Genomic DNA, 25,291 nt, shown 5'->3' with positions numbered 1-25,291 from the left:
CCAAAAACGACTCAACCATCGAGCTCCGATAGAATATCGAATCTCGATGGCTGCTTAGTCTTTTTAATACTGTCTACTTGACAGGGATAAGACCAGCCTCAGACCCTTTTTATTATTTTACATATACCTCTTCTAACAAATGTAAAAACTCGCCTTGTTTACCTGCTAATTCAGGGCATTTGTTAATATCAACCCACTCATAACAAAATACTAAACCTTTGTCTTCCTCACCAGCACTCACTATATGTTCCCACGTATCTTTCACATCTGTTAATAATGAAATATGGAAAAAATGACGTTTTTGATATTCCTTTTTTTCTTTCATATAAATAATGTAATCAGAAAGGAAGCGCTCGATACAAAAATGGCGTAGTCCTGACTCTTCTTGTACTTCACGTAAAATTGCTGCCTCTAACGTTTCGCCTTCATCTACTGTCCCGCCTGGCACTTGGATACCAGCCTCTCGTATATCACGATGTTTAAAAACGAGTAGTTGCATAACCCCTTCTTTTTCTCTCGTAATATATGCATGTACCTTTTTCTTATATAACATCGTCATCTTAGCCCACTCCCCTCAATTCATTACTGCGTTACTTCTTCAATCGTCAGTTGGTTTTCATATAAATATGTAGCTTGCGGATTTCCAACATACCGTACATGCCACGGTTCATAACGATAACCGGTAATCCCTTCTTTCTCTTTCGTATATCTAATAACAAAACCAAATTTATGGGCATTTTCAGAAAGCCACTTTCCTTCTTTCGTCTCCCCAAAAACAGTTTCTAGCTGAAATTTAGCAGATTGAGATGTAATATCCATAGCTAGTCCTGTTTGATGTTCACTCGTACCAGGGACTGCACTAGACATCGCTGTCTTTGCTTCTCCATCTTGTCTTTTATACATCGTATTTAATGCTTTTTGTCGATCAAAAGATCTAAATCCAGAGACTGCAAAAAGGAAAATCCGCTCCTTATTGGCTTGCTGAAACATTTCCTCAAGTGCCACCGCTGCCTCTTTCCTCATCTTTTTCTTCTCTTGATCACCTTCACTAGAGTAACGTACTTTCGGAACAACTAAATCTGGCGGTCTATACCCATCTGGTAAACGCCTATTTTTATTCACAAGTACAAGCATCGAACTTGGATTACTAATGACTGCGATATCCCCATCCATATTAGCAATCGTTTCTTTAGCTTTCGGAAATATATTGTTTACATTTACTTCCTTCGCCTCTTGCTCCTTGTACATCTTATAATTTATTCCTGCTACTCCAATGATCAGTATCATTGCTACGATACCAAGTAGTGCCCATTTTTTTTTCATATAACGACCTCTTATTTTAATAATTTGGCCATTTCATACTCATCGATACCTTTTCCATCGATGATAAGAGCAGATTTTTTGACACCTTCTTGTTCAAATCCAATTTTGCTATATAGTGCCTGAGCTCTTGTATTGTGGGCCATTACCGTTAATTCTAAACGCCATACATCATGTAATCTTGCCCACTTCTCTACTTCTTTAAACAGACTCGTTCCAATACCTCGGCCACTATACTCTTGCAAAATACCAATTACAATGCCTGCCACATGTCTCTTTCTTTGAACATCATTACCATTGGCTAAAATAAATCCAACTACTCTATCATCTTTAACTGCTACAAATATTGTTGCATATTCATTTTCTATAAAACGGTGGACCATCTTTTCTTGTTGCTCTACTGTCGTTTTTCTTTCCCCTGGTTCGTATAACATAAATTTCGTTTCTTCGTCTAACTGCTTACTTAATTGTAAAAATGATGCTGCATCTTCTACTCTAACCTCTCGTATCACCTTGATCCCCTACCCATTCTGTTAGTTAAAAATTTTCCTTGTAAAAAGATTTTCTCCACTATTCTGAAAATTCCTTTTTAAATTTCTTACTATAAATAGACAAATTTTGATATCAATATAATAATAGGGAATTTTGTCTATAATGTGACGTTTATTTCTACCTATAGATTATGAACAAACAAAAAAAAACGTAAGCTTCTTGCTTACGTTTTCCCCATATTAACGAGTATCCTGATTGATGAGGGCTAATAATCAGTTGGATGAACACTCCGGCTAATTAAATTCCCACTTTATCCATTCACTTTTTCAGCTTGCCAAAAATATTCTCCAAATGCCTTAGCAAGAGCATCAATCGATCGATTCAATTCTTCATCTGTATTATCTACGCCACCAACTTCAATTAAAATCGCCTGTCCTGATAAGTCTTGATTATAGACTCCATTTCCTGTTTGGAAGCCTTTTTGAATAACACCACGGCTCACTCCTGGATATTTCTTATTAATTTCCTCATGAAGAGCTGTTGCTAATTGTAAGTTCTTTTCATAATTTTTATTTCCTTTCCCAATTACAAAAGCAAGCTTTGCATATGATTTATCTCCAATTGTTTTTGTCGTGACATTTTTCCGTGCACTATCACGGTGCAAATCGAAAAAATATTGGAGTTCTTTATTACCGGCCATCGCTTCTTGTACAATTTCTCGTGACAGTTTATAAGAACTATTACTGTTTAATCCTTTACTTATTAACTTTTGGCCGACATCAGTCTTATCGTTAGTAGCACCTATACCTTCACTTTCCAGTTGTTCCCGAAAACGATCTCCAACTATTGAAATATTCGTTACAGAACTCGTTGCTTTATTCGGATCTGGGTCATTCGTTAAGTTCAGTAACGGCAAATAAGATTCCCAACTATGTGTATGATAAATGAATGCAACTTGTCTTTTTCCCGTCGTTTGAGATGGTTGTTTCTTCTCTTTATTCGGATCAGGCTTAGGAACTTGTCCAGCTTCTCCAGTCCGTTCCTTCACTACTTCTTCAAGAGGAACACTCGATTCTATCGGTAAGTTGGAGTAATTTGTTCCTTCACCTGCTATAACGATTTCTGTATCATATTTCCCAAATCCCGGAAGTTCTTTCCCAACAAAACTACGTACATCATCAAAACGAATATTCGTAGCCATCGAAAAGAGGAATGAAGAAACAGAAAAGTCTTGATTCAAATTCCGGTACTCCTGTGTAAAATAATGATTCTCCTTCCCAATAACGTACATGTAACCATTCATTGATAACTCATTTAACCAATTATATAAATACATTGACTTTGTCTCTTTCATGGAAGTTACCATTACACTAATAAGAAAGAAAGTCGCTAATACCGTAGTAATAATAAATATAATTAACTTGCGTACACTTGTTAATTTCACGTAAAAAAAGCCTCGATTCATACTATCACCCTCTCTATTTCAAGTTATGTACAAGCTCTAGAGAATAGACCGCTTAAATTCCGGCTATATTGTTAATGAGGTGAAATGAATTGAAGCTACTAATAGGAACATTACCAATCGTCTTATCATTTATTTTTTATTTGTTTGCTTTACATCCTAAAATTCGTATTGTGCTACATATTTCCGCATACTTAGCACTGTATGTACTCGGGACAATTATTTCTATTAATATATATGATGTTTTAATACAAAATTTAGTTTTCATGACAAGCATTCATGGAATTTTACTGAATCCATTTTTCCTTATTGCAGGAGCGTATATAGGAACATACACTTTATACTTACTTTTGTCTTACATTATTACAAATATAAAAAATGGAGCGTAATGAAATGCAACCACCGTTCATCTGTCATAAATGTAAAAAAAGAATAACGAGAAGGAAAGATCTTATTACCTCTACATGGCATTTCCGCTTTTATTTATTTCACAACACTTGTTTCAAAAATCAGCAATTATTTGTCTCACGTTTTATTCCTATAAATACACTCTTTGGTTTCTTTCTTATTATACATGGGCTTATTGCTGGCAGCATTTTAATGTTCACGGAGCCATCTATCGTTTGGCTTATTTTTTTACTTCCTATCTTATATCGGTTTCTTTCCTATTATTACGTTGAACGTTTTTTCTGTAAATAACTAGTAGATTTACCTCTAGGGATGCTTAAACACTCCCATTCATTTTCTTTTAACATTTTACCAATGTAAATGATTTGTCCAATATGTAAAGCATAATGAGAAATTTGCCTTTCGATTGCTTGCATGACAGTGTGCTCTTCTCCGCGAATGTATACTTTCTGCAGAACATTCTCTGGCGTTAAATTATCCAAAGCTTCAAAAACATAATCCCATCCTTCTTGCCACACAGTAAGAGCTTCTTGTTTTGAATTGTAGCCTCCCTCAAATTCAACATCTCGATTACGATCTGCTTTTTCACCATCAGACGTTAAAAAATCCGTCCATCTTGAACGCATATTACCATGTAAATGCTTAATGATAATCGCAATACTATTCGTCTCTTTATGAGAAGACCACATTATTTGTTCATAAGATAATTGAGAAAGTACACGTTCTCCTTGTTTTTGTGTTGCCTTGAAATTCGAAATGGCACATTGTAAATATTCTCGTCCGATATCCATGTTTACCCCTACCTTCACACTAACTAATTTTCGTTCCATTTGGCAATTCCATATTAGGCTGAAGCAACACAACATCACCAGCTTCAGGAACTCCACCTAATACAAGCACTTCCGATTTAAATCCAGCTACACGCTTTGGCGGAAAATTTACAACAGCAACAATTTGCTGACCGATTAAGTCTTCTGGATTATATCTCTTCGTAATTTGAGCACTTGACTGCTTGACCCCAAGCTCCCCAAAATCAATTTCTAGTTTAATCGCTGGCACTCTCGCTTCTTTAAATTCCTCTGCATGTGTTACAGTTCCAATTCGTAAATCCAAAGTCAAAAAATCTTCAAAACTAGCCATTTTATCATTCCTCCCAATTATTACTTAGACAAAATACAAAAATCCCCTTTTAAAAAAAGAAAGGCGCCTAAGCACCTTTCTTTTGTAATTCACTTAATTCATTTGATTTATAGAAGAAGAACCCGAGAATCCCGCCAATACATGATGGGATTAACCATCCTATTCCTTCTTTATATAATGGTAACATTTGTAGAACATTAGAAATTGCGTCAATTTTAATATTCGCACTTTCTAAGCCATTAAATAAACTAATTGACAATGCACCTAATATTGCACCAATATAAATTGTATTTCGCTTTCCAATCCATTTATGGAAATATGAAAGTACGATTAATACAATTGCAACTGGATAAATAATCATTAACACTGGTAAAGTGACTGCGATTAATTGTGTTAAACCTAAGTTAGATACAATTAAACTAAACACACATACCATTGTTACAATCGTTTTATGCGAAAGTTTTGGGAATACGTTTGTAAAGAAGCCCGCACAAGCAGATGTTAATCCAACAGAAGTTGTTAAACAAGCGAGTATAATAACAAGTCCTAATAAAATTTTACCACTTGTTCCATATAACTCATTTACAACATTCGTTAAAATAAGTCCACCATTCTCTGAGATCCCAAGTGATGTACTTGTTGAACCAAGATAAGCAAGTGATAAATAGATTAACGTTAAACCAAGTACAGCAATAATACCAGATACAATTGTTATTTTTGCAACTTGACTACTCTCTTTTATTCCTTTAGAGCGGATAACTTGTACAACGACAATTCCAAATACGAGTGCGCTAATTGCATCCATCGTTAAATATCCTTGAATAAATCCACCAAAGAAAGCATTTTCTTTGTATGCCGCTAGCGGCGCAGCTGGTTCTCCAATCGGATCAATAATTGCCTTTCCGACAATAACAGCAACAATCAATACTAACAATGGTGTAAGAAATTTCCCGAACCAATCCACTAATTTAGATGGATTTAATGATAAATACCACGTTATTCCGAAGAAAACTATAGTGAAAAGAAATAGCATGTACCACTCAGAAACCATTGTCTCTGATAGAAATGGCTTCATACCCATTTCAAATGAAACAGCTCCAGTACGCGGAATCGCGAAAAATGGTCCAATCGCTAAATAACTAATCAATGGGAAAATAAACGCAAATATAGGGTGAACTCTAGAAGATAGCGCTTTCAAGTCCCCCTCTACAAACGCGACAGCTGTTACAGCTAATAGGGGTAATCCGACTCCCGTTACAAGGAATCCAATTGTAGCAATCCAAACATTTTCTCCTGCTTGTTGACCTAAAACTGGCGGGAAAATTAAATTTCCTGCCCCTAAAAATAGTGCAAATAACATTAAACCAATCGCTACCGTATCACCTGGCCTTAAACGTCCCTTCATGCTTTTCATTTGCATAGCACTTTTTCATTGTTTATCTCTCTTTTCACAATATGCTATGCATCCTCCTCTCTGCTCAAGATGATAAAATATGCCCCTTACAAAGCAATGTCTTTCTCCATAATTTCTCCATTCCCCTTATTCTTACTCTAATTATTAATTTTTGATTTTTTTGAATATTCAAGTCATTAGAGTGTTATAACGTGGAGTTTAGTTGTCAGACCTCTTTGTTTTTATCACACATATAGTAACATATTTGGCTGAAAAATAAAAACATATTTTTAAATAGAATTTTTTGAAAATCAAAATTATCCACACATACCTCCTTTATTTATTTTATTACACAAATTTTTTTAGAAATTTACGATTTTTTTATTTTATTATATTTGAATATTTTTATACAAAAGAGAGTAAAAGCCATCAAAAAATAAGATGGCTTTTACTTGTTAGTCTATCGTTTCAACTTCACGTGGATTATTCATCTCTTCAACATACACAACTCTAAATCCATGATCTTCTAAATCCTTTAGCAATGTTTCTAATTCACTATCTTCAAACTCTTCTCCCAATGTAAACATTATTCTACGTACTAATAAAGCATCATTATCAAAAGTCATTAAGCTTTGAATACCAGTGTATTTCTTTAGCACTGTCGATAATTTTTGAATGGCCCCATTATAATCTTGTGTTCCAATCATGACAGAATATTTACTAGAATGGACTCCCCATGCATCTTCTAATAACTCAAAAACTTTTTTATGCGTTAAAATCCCCAGGAAAACTCCTTTTTCATCAACTACTGATAAATAAGGTAATTTTTTTATTGTAAAAAATACTTTAAAGAACGAAGAATCTTCTCTCACATATCCTTCTTTATCATTTAATATTTGTACTACACTCTCTTCAAGTGAACCTTTATATTCTAAAATATCTACTTTATATATATTCCCTAAGTATTTCTCTTTTTTTTCATCTAAAACTGGTACACAACGATACCCAGTTTTATTTAAATGCTCCAGTGCTTCCCCTATCGTAATTGAACTTGAGCAAAATAACACTTCCCTTTTCGGCACATAATTTCCTTTAATCCTCATAAACAGCCTCCTTATGTTAAAATACTTTCTGTGCCATAACTATATTATATTTTCAGAAAAAAATAAATATATTATTTTATTTTTCTGAAAATTATTCATTTTTCCGTCATAATTTATTCATGAATCATTCACTTGTACTCTCTTCAGCATCAAAAATCCCTTCTGAGTTCTGGATCACTTTACTGCATCATTGTACGGACCTAATTGCTTTTTAGAAAAACAATGATTTGTCTCCTTACTTTTCATTAACATATTTCCTTTTATAATTAAAAAATAGGTTGCTACTAGAAAATAGATCAGCCCTAATATCCAATCCAAATTTGTAGCTAGATTGTGTAAAAGAACATATCTCATATATGCATAACCAATCGGAACATGTAGTAATACAACCGCACCTAATCCCGGATTGTATATTGTTTTAGCTTTTATATTCGCAAAAATACCATGCCATATGAATTGAAAAAACCCCATTAAAATAGGTGCCATCCCAAGCCATATTATATTTTGAAAGAAAACCGGAAGTAAATAAAAAACATACGCAATCAAAATATTTATTACCATAGCAGATTGCGTATTTAATGGATAGCGATCTGGTATATCACTTTTAAATATAACTACATTGAACAGACCAGCGAAATAACCTGGCCAACGATACTCTTCAAATTGATGCACTAAAATGGCTACAAAACTTAACGCTAACAGTACTTTTATTTCACTTATTTCTCCCAAATTCGCGACTAAACAAACAACGACAACAATAGCCACAACTAACCCTATATCATACCAATGCTTTCTAAAGAAACTAACCATCGCTATCACCCACTATCTCAATTTTTATAAAAATAGCGTTCAAATAGGAAATCAATCTGTTTTTCTATAGGCAGTACTCTTATATCTGCCCCTGATTCAAGAATTGGCATCATTAATGCTGGAAGAAAAATGGATCCAAATATTTGCACTGTCATCATCATTAAAATTTCCTGATCCGCTTCATTTGTTATTTCGCTCAAAATATTCTTCACTTTACTAAAACCTAGCCTCTTCAAAAAATCTCCATATTCGTATTGAGATGTAAATACCGTAGTTCCCATTGCAATAATCTTCCTGACTAACTCAGGATATTGCCGGATTACTAGTACATAATCAAATAAAAATATTTTTAATCTTTCTTTCGCTGGTACTGTAATATCATCTAAAATAGAAAAAGTGCCTTGGAAGCTAATTAACAAAACTTTAATCGCCTCACTAATCAACTTTTCTTTTGAACCAAAATGGTAATTTACAAGCGCAATATTTACATCTGACAATGATGCAATTTTCCTTATCGTTACCCTTTCAAAACCTTCGTTTTTAATTAACTCCAAGGTTGTATTTAAAATCTTTTCTTTCGTTGATATGTTTTCATTTCCTCCCAACTTATCTCCCCCTCTAGAATTTATCGATTAAACAATGATTTAAACACTGTTTAACTTTATGGTATCACTTTCCAATTTGAAAAATCAATTTAATCCTTTCGACATTTACCTACATTTCTTTTCATTCATCCCATACAAAAAACGTGAAAATGCTAAACTGTTCACGTTTTTTGTATGGATGCTGTTATATACCCTCTCCTGCTTTATATCCCACACATAAAATAAATTTCTAAAAATAATTTAAAACTATCCATATACCAATACGTAAAGAAAAATATATTGTAACTTCCTCTGAAAAAAGCTAAAATAAGAATAAGAATTTTCTGAATATTCTAAGAGTAGGTGATTGTATGTCCTTATTGCGCTCACATATATGTAAATTTATAGCCGGTGTTTTGATTATTTTTGTCATAAGTCCCCTTCCAGCATTATTCATTACACATAATTACTCCTACTTAACTGGATTTGTAAGCATTTTTCATAATTTAGCACAGCCTTCTTCCATTTCAATTCCAACAATTGATTGGATGCATGAGCCTATCCTTTTCTCAGCAAGTCAGCTTGTACATACACAAAATATACTACATACCTCTAACCATTCGTCACCACTGTTCCCCTACATATGGGAAATATATTTTTTATCAATCGTTCGTTTCACATTCACTCTTGTAATCGGTTTCTTTATAAGTCTAGGAATTGGCCATCTATTTTTAAAAGCACCAAACTCATTAAAAAAGTGTAGTTCTTTATTTCGCTGGATACCGTATTCTTTTGGCACTGTGATATTACAATGTTCAGTCCTATTATCACTTCTCTACATATCTAAATTCATAAAGTTTCCTTTCTTCTCTTCTTTTATCATCGTATGTAGCACTTCTATGATAATCGTTATGCAAGCAATTAAAAAATGGCTACCGTTCTTAAATACTACTAATGAATACGAAATAAAAAATTCATCTTTCCTTGTTGATACGTTATTTATTGCGCTTACTTCCAATCATAAATCTATTTTGAGTTCCATTATTCTTTCATTCGTTTTTATGGAATGTATTTTTCATACAAACGGACTATTACAATTTATCGTCCAATTTGGTAGAAATGCACCTATAGTTGTCACAATTGGTTTATTACTACTTTATATTCCATATAGCATCTTATCGTTTCTCCAAGCTTTATGGACAACAAACCACTCTAAACAAAACACGTATACTTTAACTAGAAGTATTTCGAAACCATAACATAGAATAACCATCTACTTAAATTAAAAGTAGACGGTTATTCCTATTATATAGAGGACAAAATAACAGCAAATTAAAAAACTACTATAGAAACCTACCATTATTTACCCATTTTCTTTGACTAATCTTTTCATTTGGATTTATTATAAAAGTATAACATAATTACAGGAGGTGACATCTTTATTCCAAATTAGGAATAAAGAACACACTTGGACATATTAAATATTTTTCTCATCTTTATACTTATCCTTATTTCTGGTTTTTTCGTTGCTTCAGAATTCGCTGTCGTAAAAGTACGAAAAAGTCGAATTGACCAGCTTGCTAATGAAGGTAATAAACAAGCATTAGCTGCAAGAAGCGTTTTATCTAACTTAGACGTTTATTTATCCGCTTGTCAGCTTGGCATTACTATCACCTCTTTAGGACTTGGTTGGCTTGGTGAACCAACTGTGGAACATTTACTGCGACCACTATTTGAAAAAATCAATATTACTGGAACAATGGCTAACACGTTATCCTTTATTATTGCTTTTAGTGTGATTACTTTTTTCCATGTTGTATTAGGCGAGTTAGTTCCTAAGTCTTTCGCAATCCAAAAAGCTGAAGCAATCACATTAAAATTTGCAAAACCGCTCATATTATTTGATAAAATTATGTATCCGTTCATTTGGCTTCTCAATAGTGCAGCTATATTTTTCACAAAATTACTCGGTTTAGAGCCTGCGAAAGAAAATGAACTTGCCCATTCCGAAGAAGAACTACGACTCATTTTAGGTGAAAGCTATAAAAGCGGCGAAATTAATCAAACCGAATATAAATATGTAAATAATATTTTTGAATTTGATGATCGTGTTGCTAAAGAAATTATGGTACCTAGAACTGAAATGGTTTGTTTATCTACTGAAAATACGTTAGAAGAAAATATGAAAATCGTTGCAACTGAAAAGTATACACGTTATCCTATTATTGAAAAGGATAAAGATGATATTATCGGAATGATAAATACGAAAGAGATTTTTCATAATCAAACAAAAGGCATTTACAAACCACTTGATGCCTACATACATCCTGTTTTAACTGTATTTGAAACAGTTCCCATTCGTAAAACGTTAATACACCTCCAAAAGAACCGCGTACAAATGGCGATTGTTATGGATGAATACGGTGGAACTGCTGGCCTTTTAACGATGGAGGATATTCTTGAAGAAATTATCGGTGAAATTCAAGATGAATTTGACGCAGACGAATCACCGATGATTGAAAAGCGTACTCCTAAGCTTACTGTTTTAGATGGGAAAGTACTCATTTCTGAAGTAAATGATATGTTTGGCCTACATATCGATGAAAGTGACTTAGATACAATTGGTGGTTGGCTTCTCTCTCAAGCAATTGATTTAAATATTGAAGCTGGCTATTCAGTTGAATATGATGGTTTTCAATTTAAAGCATTAGAACTTGATGGGCATCAAATTAAAAAGATTGCTGTACATAAATTAGATACTACAAAGGAGTTATAAAGTGACTGTTTTACTAACAATTTGTATCATTGCTTGTTTCATTGTTTCATTTCTTGCCTTTATATACCCCATTATCCCTGGCATCCTTGCCGTATGGGCTGGCTATTTCATTTATCATTTTGGAATAAATGGTGGAGAGTTAACGACATCTTTTTGGATTATTCAAGTCATTTTTACACTCTTCATTTTCGTTGCTGACTTTATTGCAAATGGATACTTCCTAAAAAAATACGGTAGTACAAAATCGGGCGAACGTGTTGGTATGGTTTCTATCATTGTTGGATCGTTCTTCTTCCCACCATTCGGGCTTATTATCATACCGTTCTTATCTGTATTTATTACGGAACTAATGCATAAAAAGGCGCCAAAAGACGCCCTTTTAGTCGGAATTGCAACTGTAGTCGGTTTTTTAAGTAGTACAGTAGCGAAAGCAATTCTCCAAATCATTATGATTATCATCTTTGTATGCTATATCATTTTTTAGCCATCCCTATTTTGGGATGGTTTTTTAATATGAAATACCTACTCGACTTTTCTCGTATAAGCTTTTATTACGTAAACTCCATGTAAAATGAGCTGTATCACCAACTGTGATTTTCGATCCATCTGTTGGCAACATATCTTGTTCAGTTCGATATACACCGGTTACATCACCATCTATTAAATGCGTCGGACAAACAACAGTCCAACATAGTTTACTATTATTCAGCGCTTCATAAGTAGCTAAATGATCTTCCGCAGCTGTTGTCATTTTTCTTTTCGATTCTTTTGATTGGAAACGATATATACTTGGGTTTGTTCGTGCTTGTAAAATACCAGCAGTTCCTATTGTAACAATTTTCTTTATGCCCTCTTCTTCCATTTGCTTTATAATAATCGGTACACTCTTCTCTAACGTCCCATTCCGATCAGTTCCAAGAGCACTAATTACAATATCACATCCTTTAATCGCTTCCTTTATATCATCTCCGCTTAATACATTTCCCTTAATAACTTGCAACCTTTCATGCTCTATTTCCACTTTACTCAAATCACGAACTAATACCGTTACTTCATATGAATCTTGTAATGCCAATTTCATAATTTGTGATCCTACTCTACCTGTCGCTCCTAATATGCATACTTTCATATATTATCCCCTCTTCAATTCTTTCTCTCTATTTTTCCCTAATACATACAAATATACAACAAAAAAGCTTCCTCGTTTATGTGAGGAAGCTCTATTATTTATTTCTTTTCTTTCGAATCAGAAGACTTGTCTGTTCCGCTTGTTTCTTTATCTTTCTTTTCATCTTGCTGCGAAGTTGTGTCATCCTCTTTCTTTTTATCCCCATCTTTACTACAACCTACCATTAATAAAGAACTTGCAAGTGCCATAGCAGTTAATGACTTAACCCATTTGTTCATTTGCGTTTCCTCCCTTTGATAGAATATGTACAATCCCATATTACTCTTTTTTTTTAAAGGGAAGATTTAAAAATAGTAAAGATACAGTAAACTTTTGTAAATTTTCGGATAACACAGCCAATCCTTAATCCTCCCATTCTAATTAGACATAAAAAAACTAAGGCGCCTTTCATTCCACCTTAGCTTTTCACGCGAATTTTTCACTTTCATATACATGTTTAATCTTATATTCCTTCTTCACAACATATTGCCAAACACTATAAGCATAACGATTCATTTTCACAAAACAATTTTCCAGAAAAGAACGAAACTCCGGGTTCGCAACTTCTACTGCCACTTGAGCAAACTTTAATGCTAATCGTTTCAAATGTGTAATATAACAAATAGCAATCCCAGTATCCCCTGTATACTCATTATCTGTTTCCCTATCCATTTCAGTAAATTCCGGCCACATTTGTTTACAAGTTATATGTTGTATATTTTCTCCTTCTTGAAAATTCACTTGTTCATTATATGCTTGTAACATATACGGCAAATGATGCTGCAAAATATCTTTTAATTCTTCATCTCGAACCTTGCTCGTGTATTCTCCAACTTTATATATAAGTGTGTAACTATATGTCATCAATTCTTTCATACAATCCATTAAAGCGCCTCCCTGCCTATTTCATCTCTATACTATAAATATGATGCGATAACATTTGATATTCTTGCTAGAAACCAATCCCATCTACTAATTTTCTCAAAATCTTCTTCAGAAAATCGTTTTGATTTATGAAAGTCTTCTTTTAATCGACTCCAGACGTCAGCAACGACTGTCTTATCATATATGAAACAGTTAGATTCGCTATTTAAGTAAAAACTTCTATTATCAAAATTTGCTGTACCAATATCAACCATTTCCTCATCGATGATTGTTACCTTCCCATGAAAAAATCCATTTCGATATTGATAAATCTCCGCTCCAGCATCTAACATGTCTTTCAGATAAGGATAGGCAGCCTGTTTTAGCAATACTGCATCACTTTTAAATGGGACGAGGATTTTTACATGGACACCACGATTTAATGCATCTTTCAGCCCCTTCACCATTTCTTTACTCGGTACAAAATATGGTGTAGCGATAATTAAAGAATGTTTTGCCTTCTTTAAAAACGCTCCATACTCCTTCCATAAACCTTTTCCATTCGAAAATACGTATTGATATTTTACATTTCCTTGTACAGGTAACTCTTGATGTATAGGAAACTTTTCTCCCGTATCTTCTTGCCAATCTTCCGCAAACTTCCGTTCCATATCAGTAGCTCCATTCCCTTCGATGCGTACATGATAATCACGCCACGGACCAAATTTAGGATCCTGTCCAAGATATTCCTTTCCGATATTGAAGCCACCAATGTACGAAACTTTCCCATCTATAGTAACAATGCGTCTATGATTACGTTGATGCAAAGAATAAAATAAGTTTTTTAATTTAGGTTTTTTACTAAATGTAAACTTCACGCCTTTTTCTTTTAATTGATTAATTATCTTTTTCTTAAGCTTATATCCGCCAATGCGGTCTACTGACAATTTCACATCTACTCCGCTAGATGCTTTTTTCTCTAATAACTGTAAGAATTCTTTACTTACCTCATCTTTACCTACAATATAAAAATGAATATATACATTCTTTTCTGCACGATTTATATCCTCAAATAAGCTTCTATATAACTCATCACCGTTCGTATATACTTGAAAATCCCCTGATCGGATTTTTTCTAATTCATATCCACTAGCCATTTTCTTCCCCATTTCCACATCAACGTTCATCCATATGAATACACCTATAAAACAAATTATTACAATTAAAAAGTGCTTCATGGATACGTTCCTTTCTCTAACTACTGTTATTCCTATATCTTTCCTTTTTTAAAACATTATCATACAAAAAATATGTCATTGCATGATATACGTCCATATCAAACAGGAGCTCATCTGCATATTGTATGTTGTATCTTAAAATAAAAGGAGGAAATAACAATGGGCTTCGCACATGGTAATGGATTTGCGCTACTAGTCGTATTATTTATCCTCTTAATTATCGTCGGTGCTGCTTGCTTCTGCTAAGCAGTTATTGTAGTACGATATGGGGATGAAAAAACTATAAAAGCGGACACCTATTTTTAGGTGTCCGCTTTTCATTTCAAAAATCTCCTAACCTATTACAAAATAGTACCACTAGGAAAGTATTTCACATCAAAAAGTTAGCAGTGTAGCTACCTTCTTACTCTCTGCCTTACGAATATGGCGCTGTTCTGCACGTGATACAGCAATTCGATGCAATTCTTTCTCCTCTTCTGTCTCAGGGATAACACGCGGTACAGGAACTGGATTATTCTCCTTACTAAGCGCAACAAAAGTAACGAATGAAGTTGCTGCTACACGTTTTTTACCTGAAATTAAATCTTCTGCTACTACTTTCACAAATATCTCCATAGAAGTTCTTCCCGTCCAAATTACGAAAGATTCATAACTAACACAATCTGAAGAACGTACTGGATGTAAGAAATCTACCCAATCCATAGACGCTGTGACACATTCCATTCTCGAGTGTCTCGTTGCTGAAATTGAAGCAACCATATCCATCTCCGCCAATATCTTTCCACCAAATAGCGTGTTATGATCATTTAAATCCGTTGGAAATACTCGACTCGTTTTAAACACTCTTGATTCATTAGCTGTTTTACCCTTTACTTCAGTCATTGTTATCACCCCTTTAATTATTTATCTCTAATATCCCAATATACACTACACCTCATGAACTACACGTTTAATATTAACAATTTTTAGAACTTTTAGTCCACAAAAAAGAACCGATTTTATCAATCGGCTCCTCTAAATACATATTGTTCTTTCGGCTGTTCAACTTTATTCCATTTCGTTACTTCTAACACTGGAATATTCGCATGAAACGGCTGATAAAATTCAGTTGAAATTTCTCCCTCTATCTGAATCCAATCATCATTTTTCCACTCTACACCTTCTGGCTTTTTAACTAACATACCATATACACCCGAATCGGCAACACAATGTATAATGCCGAAACGGAACAAGAAATATTGTTCCTTTTTAGAAGAGTCATCTCGGAAAACAAATCCTTTATAAGACAGGGTTTTACCAGTAAATTCACCAGGATAATTATAAATTGTCTCCATACCCTTTAAGAAATCTTCATCTTTTAAAGTGATATTATCTTTCGTAACAAACTCTTTCTTCCCTTTTTCCATTACACCACGGTATCCTTCTTTCCCGTAATAAATGCTCGTGTCAGGTCTTAGAAATTGCCTTGTCATAAATGGATCTTTACTTTCTGCTTGCGCTACTGGAAAATGGAATCCCTTCGCCTTAACAATATCGGAATCTAATGTTGCAATTGGGAAAAACAATCCTGTAATGATTGGAAAACAGAATAACGTGTAAGAAAACACTTTTTTCCACCATGTATTCTCATCTTTCGAATGATCATGCCCGCAATGACTATGATCACAACTACAATCATGTTTCTCTTTTTCTTTTTGATGTTCTTTTTGGAAAACGATAATAATTTGTACAATCGTTAAGAAACCTAAAATAATAGCTGCAGTTTTTGATAAATAGGCGTACTTCATATTTATATACTTCGTAATATTACCGGAAATATGAAGCTGTCCAATTAAAATTGTAAAACCTAATAATATATATGCTCGAAACATAACCTACCACCCCATCACATAAATGAGTAGTGAGCTTGCATAAACAACAAGTGTAACTGTAACCGTCACAATAATTACAAATTTTGTTTTAAATGTCGCAAGCATCATAAACATATTTTTAATATCCACCATCGGTCCATATACAAGGAACGCGACAAGTGACGCTGTTGAAAATGTACTTTGGAACGAAGAAGCAATAAATGCATCCGCCTCTGAACAAAGTGATAAAATGAAAGCAAGTCCCATCATTACAGCTGATGAAGAAAACGGACCTTGTCCAATAGCAAGCAATGTTGAAGTTTGTACAAACGTTTGAACTGCAGCAGCAATTAACGCTCCTAACACTAAGTATTTTCCCATTGAGAAAAATTCCTCAACAGCATGTGTACATACATCCCACATTTTTGTACGTAACGGACGCTTATGATTCACTTCTGGGAAGTGATCATCTCTTAATTGATGTTCTTTAAACATAAATGATAATATAATTCCAACGATAATTGCTACGATAATCGCTACAATAGAACGATACCATACCATGTGCATACTACTTCCAAAAGCAACATATGTTGCAAATAATACAACTGGATTAATAATCGGTCCAGTTAACATAAATGCAATTCCTGCATAGGGTGGAACCCCTTTTCCGATTAATCGTCTTACAATCGGAACAATTCCACATTCACATCCAGGAAACATCATACCTAAAAAAGTAGCTAATAAAACAGACAGAAATCGGTTTTTAGGCATCCATTTTGCCACCATATCTTCTGTCACAAACATTTGAATGAATCCTGAAATAAATACACCAATTAGCACAAAAGGAAGTGCTTCGATTAATATTGAGATAAAGATTGTATTCATTTGCAGGAATGCTTTCGGTAATTGAAACAATTCCATGATGTATTTCCTCCAACTTTTCATTAACAATATGTAATTTTAACCCCATTTCATTATTTGAACAAGAGTTATATGGAATTCATAACCTTCATACACATTACATTTCACAAGTTATATTCTGTTCCAAAATTGAGATTTCATAGCAAAAAAAGCTGCGCTAGCACAGTTTTATAACTATGCTAGCGCAGCTTTCCTATCATTAAAAGTAACGTTTCTTCCAAAAAACAAATGCTAAAGTGAAAGATAATGTTACACATATTATAAGTACAATTACAAAACCATGTGCTTCCCCTTCAAACGGAACCTTTACGTTCATTCCAAAGAAACTAGAAACCATCGTTGGTAATGATAAAATGATTGTAATAGAAGTCAACAGTTTCATAACACTATTTAAATTGTTAGAAATAACCGAACTAAATGTATTCATCATTCCACTTAAAATGTGACTATATATTTCCGCCATTTCAATAGCCTGCTTATTTTCAATTAATACATCTTCTAGTAAATCTTGATCGTCTTCATACATTTTCAAAAATGTACTGTTTCGCATTAATTTTTGAATTACAATTTTATTTGCCTTTAATGATGTTGTAAAATAAACTAAACTTTTTTCAAGGCCGAGCAATGTGAAAATTTCTTTATTTTTCATCGACTTATTTAATTGGTGCTCTAAATCGATTGTTTTTCGATTAATTTGCTTTAAGTATCTTAAATAATAAGTAGAAATTGTATATAAGAGCTGAAGTGCGAAGCGCGTCTTTTTAAACGTATAAAATTCTTTAATACGTTGATTAATAAAGCGTTCAAAAATTGGATTTTCTTCTAAGCAAATAGTAACAAAACAATCTGGCATTACAATCATACCTATTGGAATCGTGTCATAAATTGAATTTCCTTCTTCATCATGTCTGACTGTCGGAATATCCACGATAATTAAAGTATTATTGTCTTCCTTTTCAATACGAGAACGTTCTTCATCATCCAAAGGATCTTTAATGAAATCTAAGTCTACATTTAAAGTTTGTACTAGATACTGAATTTCTTCTTCTGTTGGATGAAGTACATTAATCCAGCAGCCCTTTTGCATTTCCTCAATCTCTTGTAGTTTTCCGTTTCGGTCTGTTAAATAAATATTTAACATACTATCACCCCGATTCTTTTTACATGTGGGAATCTACCTCACTTAAACAACAGTTTTTGAACCGCTATTTTCAGCATATGAAACAAACGATTAAATTTCAATAGAAAAATTATTTTGAAAACGTTTTTTTAAGAAAAATCTTGTAAACATAGAAAAAGACAGAGTGTTCTCTGCCTTTAAAAAAGCTTATGTTGCCTTTATAACATATTTAGAAAGCATCCACAAGTTAAAGCCGACCGAAATCGTATAGCCAGCGTATGTTGAAATGATAAAACTTACATAATCAAAATACGGTAGCAATACAATATTTAAAACTATCTTCACAGTTATTCCGATTACTAATCCTAGCACTGTTTTCTGTTGTTGATTAATTCCTTGTAACATGGCAGCGGTTACTGTAAATAGTGAGAATAGTATACAAGCAGGAGCATAGTACTGCAAAATAATACTGCCCATCTCCGGATCATTTCCAGCACCAAATAAAAGAGTATACACTGGTTTTGCTAAAATCATCATTCCAATCGCCGCCGGTACGGTAATTCCTACCACTAATAAATTTGTCCTTGTAAAGTGTTTATACAGTAGCTTCTCATTTCCCGCTGTATAAGCTTTCGTCATCTCAGGTACAAGGGACATACTAAAAGCTGTTGCAACAGAAACCGGGATAAGTACAACCATCTGAACAAGGCCAATAATCGCATTAATCTTTTCTGCTTCTCCTTGCATATATCCTACTTGTATAAGTAGCTTATTAATTGTAAATGTATCAATCGTCTGATATAACGGAATCGCTAATCCAACTACAACGAAAGGAATAGAATATGTAAACAGTTCTCTATACAACGAAAAAAAAGTTTTCGTCGTTTGTGGTATACTGGCAATCTCTTTTTTCTTTAAATGTTTTCTCCTTCTCATATAATACGCACTTAAAACACTTAATCCACCTAGTGCTCCCATAAATGCTCCAAACGTTGAAATACCAACTGCCAACGAAACAGAAGCTTTTATAACATATAAAACGACAAAGCTTCCTATCAAAATAGTTAAGACCCGAAAAAATTGCTCTACAACTACACTGAGCGCAGAAGGTCCCATAGATTGAAAACCTTGAAAGAAACCACGTAACAAGCTCATTACAGGAACGAGTATTAACGCAAAACTTACAATTTGAATATTGTGCGTGACAGCTACCACACTATTCCCCGACTGATCATTTCCATCAATCACAAGTTTAGCTAAATGTGGTGCTAACATATATAATGCTAAACAAGAAATAACGCCCATAATGACCATAAAAACGATACCACTCTTTAGCACCCTCTTAACAGTGTGATAATCATTGAGTTGATCATATTTTGAAACCATTTTTGAAACGGCAAGTGGCAATCCCATCGTTGCAATACTAAGCATAATTGTATAAGGACGGTATGCATACGTATATAATACGTACCCACTCGTACCCACCATTGCTGTAAATGGTATAACATATATAAACCCTAACATTTTAGATATCATCGTTGCCATCGTTAAAAATATCGTTCCACGTAAAAACGGTGATCCTTTCATCACATTCCCCCGCTACGCTTTATTATTACACATTATGGACAACTCCTTTTTTTTAGAACCCAAACAATTAAAAAAGCCAATGAAAAATCATTGACTTTAACGCGCTGCTTTTTTCTTTTTTAAATACTTTAAACCGAAGTATAGAGCAACAAAGAGAACAGCTCCTATAATTATGTAATGTGTGTAATCAGATGCATACTCTTTAATGTGTCGCCAATTTCCACCAAGCTTTTCACCTAAGTATATAAATAGTATTGACCATGGGATAATCGCAACTACTGTATATAGTGTAAATAGTTTTAACGGCATTTTAGCTAATCCTGCTGGAATAGAGATTGCATGACGTACTACTGGGATAAAGCGTGCAGAAAAGATTACTCCTGCTCCGTAACGCTTAAACCAACCTTCCGCTATGTCTAAATGGTGTTTATTAATAAGTAGATATTTCCCATATTTCTCTACAACCGGACGCCCTCCGTAATATCCAAGCCAGTATAAAAAGATTTGGGCTAAAGTACCACCAATAGTTCCGGCGATAACTGCACCGACAAAACTAATTTTACCATCCGCTACTAAAAATCCAGCATACGAAAGTACAATTTCACTCGGGATAATTTCAATCATTAAAGCTAGTGCTACTCCAAAGTAACCTAAGCTTGCAAAAAATTGCAATAACTGATCTATTATGCTTGCTAACATTTTCTTTTCTATCTCCTTTTTCTTCACATACCATCCCATTATCACATAAAGATTGGCATCTGCCAATATCTTCATTTTAACAATATGTACAATTCTAGCAGTATTAATCTATTATTTTTTCTTTCTGCGGGTCTTTCATGTAGGCAAACATTTCTTTAATTTGCTCTTCTGTATTTCTAGCAATTGATAAATTAGGCAATTCATTCTCATCAAAAAACTCCACATCTTCTGTTTCAATACTAGTTTTCTTTTCGCCACCAATAATCTTACAGCCAATAAAAATTTTATATACATGTGTTGCTGAAGGCGATGGTTGATGTTTTTCTTTATCAAATATAGCGAGTAGCTTAAAATCATCCACTTCATAGCCCGTCTCCTCTAAAACTTCTTTTGCTGCTACTTCTGTTGGCGTATAACCAACATCAGCCCATCCACCTGGCAATGCCCATTTCCTATCACTTTTTTCTTTCACAAATAATAGTTTTTCATTTTGAAAAATAACTGCCCGTATATCAACTTTAGGTGTTTGATAGCCTGTCTCACTTGCAAATAAATTCTCTACTACTTCCCAATCTGTCTTTGTATAATGTGACATCATTGAAACTGAAATGTCCCGTAATTGTTGAAAACGCTCTATATCATATACATCCTTAGAATACGTTAAACCCGCTTGAGCTATAGATTGTATTTGTTTTACCCAATCAATCCACTTGACCGTCATGTTTCCACATCTCCATTCTTTATTAAGTAAATATTACGTCAATTAAATTGATACATCTTTATTATACAAAAAAAGAGATTGATAATGTTCCAATCTCTTTCAAAATTAATCCAATTCATGTAAGTGGTCTTGTATATACTTCCTTCTTTTATTTATATATTCATCAATCATATCAGCTTCTTGATCAAATGTTTCTAATTTTTCTTTCATATATGGATCTTGTAGTAAATATGGACGAATCGATTCACACAAACCTTCTACTTTCGGCATCATAAACGAAACGGTAAATTGTTCTTCTAATATTTCTTCCAAAATACTTCGGTATTGTTTTCTAAATACAGGTATATCTAACAATCTTGCACTTAACGTATTATAACCTTGAATACGAATATATTCATGATTAAGTGGTCTCCCTTGTACATCTCTCCCCCAAGTCGCATCATAATCCCACGGTATCACTTCAAATAAATTTGTCTCATCGTTATGATATAGTGCATAGTTATGAACGAAACCATCAAAGTTTTGCGTAAAAATAACTCCAGCTAACCATCGTAAATATTTATCTACATGTAGAAACTTCCCGATTTCTTTTTCATAATCTTCCCTCGACAAAGTATTCGCTTGAAATACAAATTCACTCAGTTGTTCTTCACTATTTTCATTCGAATATTTAAATTCATAACCCGCAAAGAGCTCTGTCTTAACATCTTTATCTCGCTCACTCATTAACGAAAAATTCGCATCATCATCTATCGCATAATAAATAGAACCACTCGGTAACCCTCTATTTTTCAAAAAGTTTTCATCAACTGATTCTAACTGTAAATACACACCTTGAATTTGACCATTAATTTTTATAAATACATGTTGTGATTTTGGCGAAAGTACACCAATATCATGAAAAAAATCTAAAGATAATTTATTTCGTATGAGAGACGGATCCATAAACTCAGAATTCAAATGAAACTCTTTCGCGCCTTGAAATTTTTTCGGTTTATAAAACATAACATGATAAGACTTTTTCTCAAATTCGCGAATATGAGCCCCTCGGTATACGATATCAATGTCATACTTCTTTTTTCCATAAGTTAATTTTGCTGGCACTGGACTATCTGACCAAATGTCCTTTTTCAATTCCACTAAGTACATTGGATGAACAAAAAAATCATATGAAGGCAGCATGTTTTCTCATCCCTTCTCAGTTCTCTTCATTCAATGTATGCGCCTTGTCTTGTCCATACATCCGCTATCATCTATTTATATAAAATTACACTCTTGTCCTGTTCAGAAAGACTTCATCTCTCATATCATGTTAAGGAAAAAGAATACCTTTTCAATTTAACACTCGATAAGGAGGATTTCTATGAAACGTGATATTAGAAAAGCTGTTGAAGAAATCAAAAGTGCTGGTATGGAGGATTTCTTACACCAAGATCCAAGTACTTTTGATTGCGATGATGATAAATTCTCTCATCATAAATGTACAACTGGGTGTAAATGTACAACTGGACGTAAATGTACAACTGGGCGTAAATGTCCAAGAACAAGATGTACTCGCGTAAAACATTGTACTTTCGTTACAAAATGTACTCATGTTAAAAAATGGACGTTTGTTACGAAATGCACTCGTGTACGTGTTCAAAAATGGACTTTCGTTACAAAAGTGACGCGTAGAAAAGAATGCGTTTTAGTTACAAAACGTACTCGCAGAAAACATTGTACGTTCGTTACAAAATGCATACGCTTTGAAAAGAAATTTTTCTGGACAAAACGAAGTTTCTGTAAAAAATGCGAATTCTTCCCTCACGGACACGGTAGCTCTTGCGATGATGATTGTGATCATGGTAAAGACTGTCACGATGACGGGCACAAATGGAATGATTGCAGAGACGGACATAAATTCCCATCTTGCAAAAACAAGAAATTCGATCACTTCTGGTATAAAAAACGTAATTGCTAGTTTTTTATGTCCACCAAAAAAGGTCGCTTTGCGACCTTTTTTACGTTTACTGAAAATGACTTATATCTGCAAATTGTTTTACTTTACCACGGTTTTCATCAAATTCAATCACACTAAGACTCGCGCTATGCATAAATGGCTCTTCCCATACATGTTCAATTTCAAAACCTGCAAAATGCCCTACGAGTAATTTCGCTGCTGCAGCATGAGTAACTATTAAAATATTTTCTCCTTTATGCTTTTCTAAAAGAAAGTGTATCCCTTCAATTACTCTTTTATGAACGGCCGCAAAGTTTTCCCCTGATGTTGACTGAAAAAGATGTGGTTCATTCCAAAATAAATGTACTTCTTCTGGATATTGCATTTCCAAGTCAGCAATTGTTTGCCCTTCCCATATCCCCATGTTTATTTCATAGAAACGTTCATCTTCTATAATTGGAAGATCGCGTTCCCCTTTAATCAATTCGGCAGTATGAATCGTTCTTTCACTTGGACTACTATATATGGCGTGGAGAGGTAAATCCTTCATACGCTCCCCTAATTGTTTCGCTTGTATCATACCATTCTCAGTTAAGGCTGAATTTTTTCGTCCTTGCATCCGCTTTGCTACATTCCATTCTGTCTCACCGTGCCTTGTTACATATACTGTTGTCTTCATTTCCTATTTCCCCCTTATCATTTCGGCCGCAATTCCCACGGCTCTACTCTCCCTACAATCCATTCTGTGCATTTACTTTCAATTCCTTTTATAACACCGTCAGCTATCTCTTCATGAGTAAGCCACCTTGCATATGTATCTTCTAAAATAAACCCTAATATAACTCTGTAATAACTACATAATGCCCCGCCTATTTTTTGTGACTTCGTACGTGATGCACTACTACCTAATATATGAAATAAACTGTACTTTTCCGACGACAATTCTACCTCATTACAAATGAGTCGTAATGCATGCTTTGCACTAGAGTGTATCCAGGCAACAACTAATGTTATTGGACCATTTTGTTCAATTGTATTTGTAATAGATTGCTTTACATCATCGTCATTTTGATAATCTAAAGGAAGGCACGTAATATTTCCCGGTACAGAACTCACTTGCTTAACATTTTCCAATTTCGTACTATCTCGTCCAATAATAGAAACATGAAACCCTTGATCACAAAGCCACATAGAAACTTTCTTTAGCATTCCTGTTCCACCAATTACAAGCGCATGCAACTTCTTCCCCCCTTAGTAAAATGTCATATGAGGTTTCTCATCTCTATAATAATTTAGACGGTCTTGTAACGTCCCTGAATGAAACTCAAATTTATGACCATCAGGATCAACAAAATATATAGACTCACAATCTCTCACATCACGCTCTCTTCCTTGTAAAATATGAACTTTATTTTCTTCTAATCGCTGCAGTAAGCGTTCAAAGTCTTCTTGTTCAACAGAAAACGCAATATGCGTATAAGATTGATGAATCTCATTTCTCGGAATATGTGTTTCTTCATTAAGCGCTATCCATACTCCACATATATTAAAATATGCAAGTTTTCTCCCCTTGACTAATAATTCTCCTTCCAATACTTTCTCGTAAAATGTAATAGAGTTTTCTAAATTGGACACTGAAAAACAAAGATGATTGATTCCCTTTAACAACTCTAATTCCTCCTATACAAATAAAAGA

32 protein-coding genes are annotated in these 25,291 nt (G+C 33.9%); 7 read left to right on the top strand and 25 right to left on the bottom strand.

Annotated features, from left to right (window positions below; all coding sequences use genetic code 11):
* Nucleotides 1-112: 112 nt before the first annotated feature.
* From DET63_RS26095 to DET63_RS26075, 4 genes are all read right to left on the bottom strand, one after another.
* Entirely contained in the window at nt 113-559 is a 447-nt protein-coding gene (locus DET63_RS26095) for an NUDIX hydrolase (RefSeq protein WP_002127013.1), read from the bottom strand.
* Nucleotides 560-582: 23 nt separating this feature from the next.
* Entirely contained in the window at nt 583-1,323 is a 741-nt protein-coding gene (locus DET63_RS26090; RefSeq protein WP_113938301.1) for a M15 family metallopeptidase, read from the bottom strand.
* An 11-nt stretch (nt 1,324-1,334) separates the two neighbouring features.
* The gene (locus DET63_RS26085) at nt 1,335-1,832 is read right to left on the bottom strand and encodes a GNAT family N-acetyltransferase (protein WP_113938300.1); all 498 of its coding nucleotides are present in this window, start codon (nt 1,830-1,832) and stop codon (nt 1,335-1,337) included.
* Nucleotides 1,833-2,122: 290 nt separating this feature from the next.
* The gene (locus tag DET63_RS26075) at nt 2,123-3,277 is read right to left on the bottom strand and encodes a stage II sporulation protein P (RefSeq protein WP_113938299.1); all 1,155 of its coding nucleotides are present in this window, start codon (nt 3,275-3,277) and stop codon (nt 2,123-2,125) included.
* Between the two features lie 89 nt (nt 3,278-3,366).
* Here DET63_RS26075 and DET63_RS26070 point away from each other — a divergent pair, with 89 nt between their 5' ends.
* Complete coding sequence (locus tag DET63_RS26070) at nt 3,367-3,663, top strand: hypothetical protein (protein WP_002012463.1); 297 nt, start codon at nt 3,367-3,369, stop codon at nt 3,661-3,663.
* Nucleotides 3,664-3,667: 4 nt separating this feature from the next.
* Complete coding sequence (locus DET63_RS30850; protein WP_113938298.1) at nt 3,668-3,973, top strand: permease; 306 nt, start codon at nt 3,668-3,670, stop codon at nt 3,971-3,973.
* On the opposite strand, the gene DET63_RS26060 is transcribed toward DET63_RS30850, so the two are convergent.
* From DET63_RS26060 to DET63_RS26035, 6 genes are all read right to left on the bottom strand, one after another.
* On the bottom strand, nt 3,946-4,512 hold the full coding sequence (locus tag DET63_RS26060; RefSeq protein ID WP_113938297.1) for a DUF1572 domain-containing protein: 567 nt from the start codon (nt 4,510-4,512) through the stop codon (nt 3,946-3,948). The genes DET63_RS30850 and DET63_RS26060 overlap by 28 nt on opposite strands.
* Entirely contained in the window at nt 4,493-4,822 is a 330-nt protein-coding gene (gene csaA, locus DET63_RS26055; RefSeq protein ID WP_113938296.1) for a chaperone CsaA, read from the bottom strand. Before csaA ends, DET63_RS26060 begins: the two co-directional genes overlap by 20 nt.
* Before the next feature lie 67 nt (nt 4,823-4,889).
* Entirely contained in the window at nt 4,890-6,227 is a 1,338-nt protein-coding gene (gene brnQ4 / locus DET63_RS26050; RefSeq protein ID WP_395923305.1) for a branched-chain amino acid transport system II carrier protein BrnQ4, read from the bottom strand.
* Nucleotides 6,228-6,670: 443 nt separating this feature from the next.
* On the bottom strand, nt 6,671-7,318 hold the full coding sequence (cbpA, locus tag DET63_RS26045) for a cyclic di-AMP binding protein CbpA (RefSeq protein ID WP_002012458.1): 648 nt from the start codon (nt 7,316-7,318) through the stop codon (nt 6,671-6,673).
* 174 nt (nt 7,319-7,492) lie between these two features.
* Nucleotides 7,493-8,137, bottom strand: coding sequence for an HXXEE domain-containing protein (locus tag DET63_RS26040; RefSeq protein WP_113938294.1), 645 nt, complete (start codon nt 8,135-8,137; stop codon nt 7,493-7,495).
* Between the two features lie 8 nt (nt 8,138-8,145).
* Nucleotides 8,146-8,733 (bottom strand): TetR/AcrR family transcriptional regulator, encoded by a 588-nt coding sequence (locus DET63_RS26035; protein ID WP_002012456.1) that lies wholly within the window; start codon nt 8,731-8,733, stop codon nt 8,146-8,148.
* 350 nt (nt 8,734-9,083) lie between these two features.
* On the opposite strand from DET63_RS26035, the gene DET63_RS26030 reads away from it, so the two are divergent.
* The 3 genes from DET63_RS26030 (at nt 9,084) to DET63_RS26020 (ending at nt 11,972) form a co-directional block, all read left to right on the top strand.
* A complete protein-coding gene (locus DET63_RS26030; RefSeq protein WP_113938293.1) occupies nt 9,084-9,971 on the top strand; it encodes a hypothetical protein in 888 nt (295 codons plus the stop codon).
* Between the two features lie 209 nt (nt 9,972-10,180).
* Nucleotides 10,181-11,488: a hemolysin family protein gene (locus tag DET63_RS26025; RefSeq protein WP_113938292.1), complete on the top strand. Its 1,308-nt coding sequence runs from the start codon at nt 10,181-10,183 to the stop codon at nt 11,486-11,488.
* Between the two features lies 1 nt (nt 11,489).
* Nucleotides 11,490-11,972, top strand: coding sequence for a DUF456 domain-containing protein (locus tag DET63_RS26020; protein ID WP_000217328.1), 483 nt, complete (start codon nt 11,490-11,492; stop codon nt 11,970-11,972).
* A 24-nt stretch (nt 11,973-11,996) separates the two neighbouring features.
* Here DET63_RS26020 and DET63_RS26015 read toward each other — a convergent pair whose 3' ends face one another.
* The 4 genes from DET63_RS26015 to cls all read right to left on the bottom strand — a co-directional run bounded on the left by DET63_RS26015 (nt 11,997) and on the right by cls (nt 14,758).
* On the bottom strand, nt 11,997-12,617 hold the full coding sequence (locus tag DET63_RS26015; protein ID WP_113938291.1) for an NAD(P)-dependent oxidoreductase: 621 nt from the start codon (nt 12,615-12,617) through the stop codon (nt 11,997-11,999).
* A 98-nt stretch (nt 12,618-12,715) separates the two neighbouring features.
* On the bottom strand, nt 12,716-12,895 hold the full coding sequence (locus DET63_RS26010; RefSeq protein WP_002065008.1) for a hypothetical protein: 180 nt from the start codon (nt 12,893-12,895) through the stop codon (nt 12,716-12,718).
* A gap of 187 nt (nt 12,896-13,082) precedes the next feature.
* Nucleotides 13,083-13,541, bottom strand: a complete 459-nt coding sequence (locus DET63_RS26005; RefSeq protein ID WP_113938290.1) for a spore coat protein — start codon at nt 13,539-13,541, stop codon at nt 13,083-13,085.
* Between the two features lie 32 nt (nt 13,542-13,573).
* Complete coding sequence (gene cls, locus DET63_RS26000) at nt 13,574-14,758, bottom strand: cardiolipin synthase (protein WP_113938289.1); 1,185 nt, start codon at nt 14,756-14,758, stop codon at nt 13,574-13,576.
* A gap of 159 nt (nt 14,759-14,917) precedes the next feature.
* Here cls and DET63_RS25995 point away from each other — a divergent pair, with 159 nt between their 5' ends.
* Complete coding sequence (locus DET63_RS25995; RefSeq protein WP_000505094.1) at nt 14,918-15,004, top strand: YjcZ family sporulation protein; 87 nt, start codon at nt 14,918-14,920, stop codon at nt 15,002-15,004.
* Between the two features lie 129 nt (nt 15,005-15,133).
* Here the strand turns inward: DET63_RS25995 and DET63_RS25990 are convergent, their stop codons facing one another.
* The 8 genes from DET63_RS25990 to cotH all read right to left on the bottom strand — a co-directional run bounded on the left by DET63_RS25990 (nt 15,134) and on the right by cotH (nt 22,838).
* On the bottom strand, nt 15,134-15,640 hold the full coding sequence (locus DET63_RS25990; protein WP_113938288.1) for an acyl-CoA thioesterase: 507 nt from the start codon (nt 15,638-15,640) through the stop codon (nt 15,134-15,136).
* A 119-nt stretch (nt 15,641-15,759) separates the two neighbouring features.
* Nucleotides 15,760-16,629 (bottom strand): TIGR03943 family putative permease subunit, encoded by an 870-nt coding sequence (locus DET63_RS25985; protein ID WP_002012447.1) that lies wholly within the window; start codon nt 16,627-16,629, stop codon nt 15,760-15,762.
* Nucleotides 16,630-16,632: 3 nt separating this feature from the next.
* Nucleotides 16,633-17,529, bottom strand: a complete 897-nt coding sequence (locus DET63_RS25980; protein ID WP_113938287.1) for a permease — start codon at nt 17,527-17,529, stop codon at nt 16,633-16,635.
* A gap of 199 nt (nt 17,530-17,728) precedes the next feature.
* The gene (locus DET63_RS25975) at nt 17,729-18,670 is read right to left on the bottom strand and encodes a magnesium transporter CorA family protein (protein WP_000932386.1); all 942 of its coding nucleotides are present in this window, start codon (nt 18,668-18,670) and stop codon (nt 17,729-17,731) included.
* 186 nt (nt 18,671-18,856) lie between these two features.
* Nucleotides 18,857-20,236: a putative polysaccharide biosynthesis protein gene (locus tag DET63_RS25970; RefSeq protein WP_113938286.1), complete on the bottom strand. Its 1,380-nt coding sequence runs from the start codon at nt 20,234-20,236 to the stop codon at nt 18,857-18,859.
* Nucleotides 20,237-20,332: 96 nt separating this feature from the next.
* Entirely contained in the window at nt 20,333-20,935 is a 603-nt protein-coding gene (uptA, locus tag DET63_RS25965) for an undecaprenyl phosphate transporter UptA (protein WP_000881203.1), read from the bottom strand.
* Between the two features lie 103 nt (nt 20,936-21,038).
* The gene (locus DET63_RS25960) at nt 21,039-21,656 is read right to left on the bottom strand and encodes an NUDIX hydrolase N-terminal domain-containing protein (protein WP_113938285.1); all 618 of its coding nucleotides are present in this window, start codon (nt 21,654-21,656) and stop codon (nt 21,039-21,041) included.
* Between the two features lie 105 nt (nt 21,657-21,761).
* Nucleotides 21,762-22,838, bottom strand: a complete 1,077-nt coding sequence (gene cotH / locus DET63_RS25955; RefSeq protein ID WP_113938284.1) for a spore coat protein CotH — start codon at nt 22,836-22,838, stop codon at nt 21,762-21,764.
* 181 nt (nt 22,839-23,019) lie between these two features.
* Here cotH and exsB point away from each other — a divergent pair, with 181 nt between their 5' ends.
* Nucleotides 23,020-23,616, top strand: coding sequence for an exosporium protein ExsB (gene exsB, locus DET63_RS25950; RefSeq protein ID WP_113938283.1), 597 nt, complete (start codon nt 23,020-23,022; stop codon nt 23,614-23,616).
* Nucleotides 23,617-23,662: 46 nt separating this feature from the next.
* Here exsB and DET63_RS25945 read toward each other — a convergent pair whose 3' ends face one another.
* The 3 genes from DET63_RS25945 to fosB are packed head-to-tail and all read right to left on the bottom strand — an operon-like array spanning nt 23,663 to nt 25,263.
* Nucleotides 23,663-24,274 carry a phosphoserine phosphatase 1 gene (locus DET63_RS25945; protein ID WP_113938282.1) on the bottom strand — a complete coding sequence of 204 codons (612 nt, stop codon included), beginning with the start codon at nt 24,272-24,274 and terminating at the stop codon, nt 23,663-23,665.
* Between the two features lie 17 nt (nt 24,275-24,291).
* The gene (locus DET63_RS25940; protein ID WP_002064997.1) at nt 24,292-24,834 is read right to left on the bottom strand and encodes a short-chain dehydrogenase; all 543 of its coding nucleotides are present in this window, start codon (nt 24,832-24,834) and stop codon (nt 24,292-24,294) included.
* Between the two features lie 12 nt (nt 24,835-24,846).
* Complete coding sequence (gene fosB / locus DET63_RS25935) at nt 24,847-25,263, bottom strand: FosBx1 family fosfomycin resistance bacillithiol transferase (protein WP_113938281.1); 417 nt, start codon at nt 25,261-25,263, stop codon at nt 24,847-24,849.
* Between the last annotated feature and the right edge of the window lie 28 nt (nt 25,264-25,291).

Source organism: Bacillus sp. DB-2 (genome assembly GCF_003315125.1).
GTDB classification, from domain to species: domain Bacteria; phylum Bacillota; class Bacilli; order Bacillales; family Bacillaceae_G; genus Bacillus_A; species Bacillus_A mycoides.
Note: the sequence above shows the minus strand (reverse complement) of the source record. Positions and strands in the feature narration are given on the sequence as shown.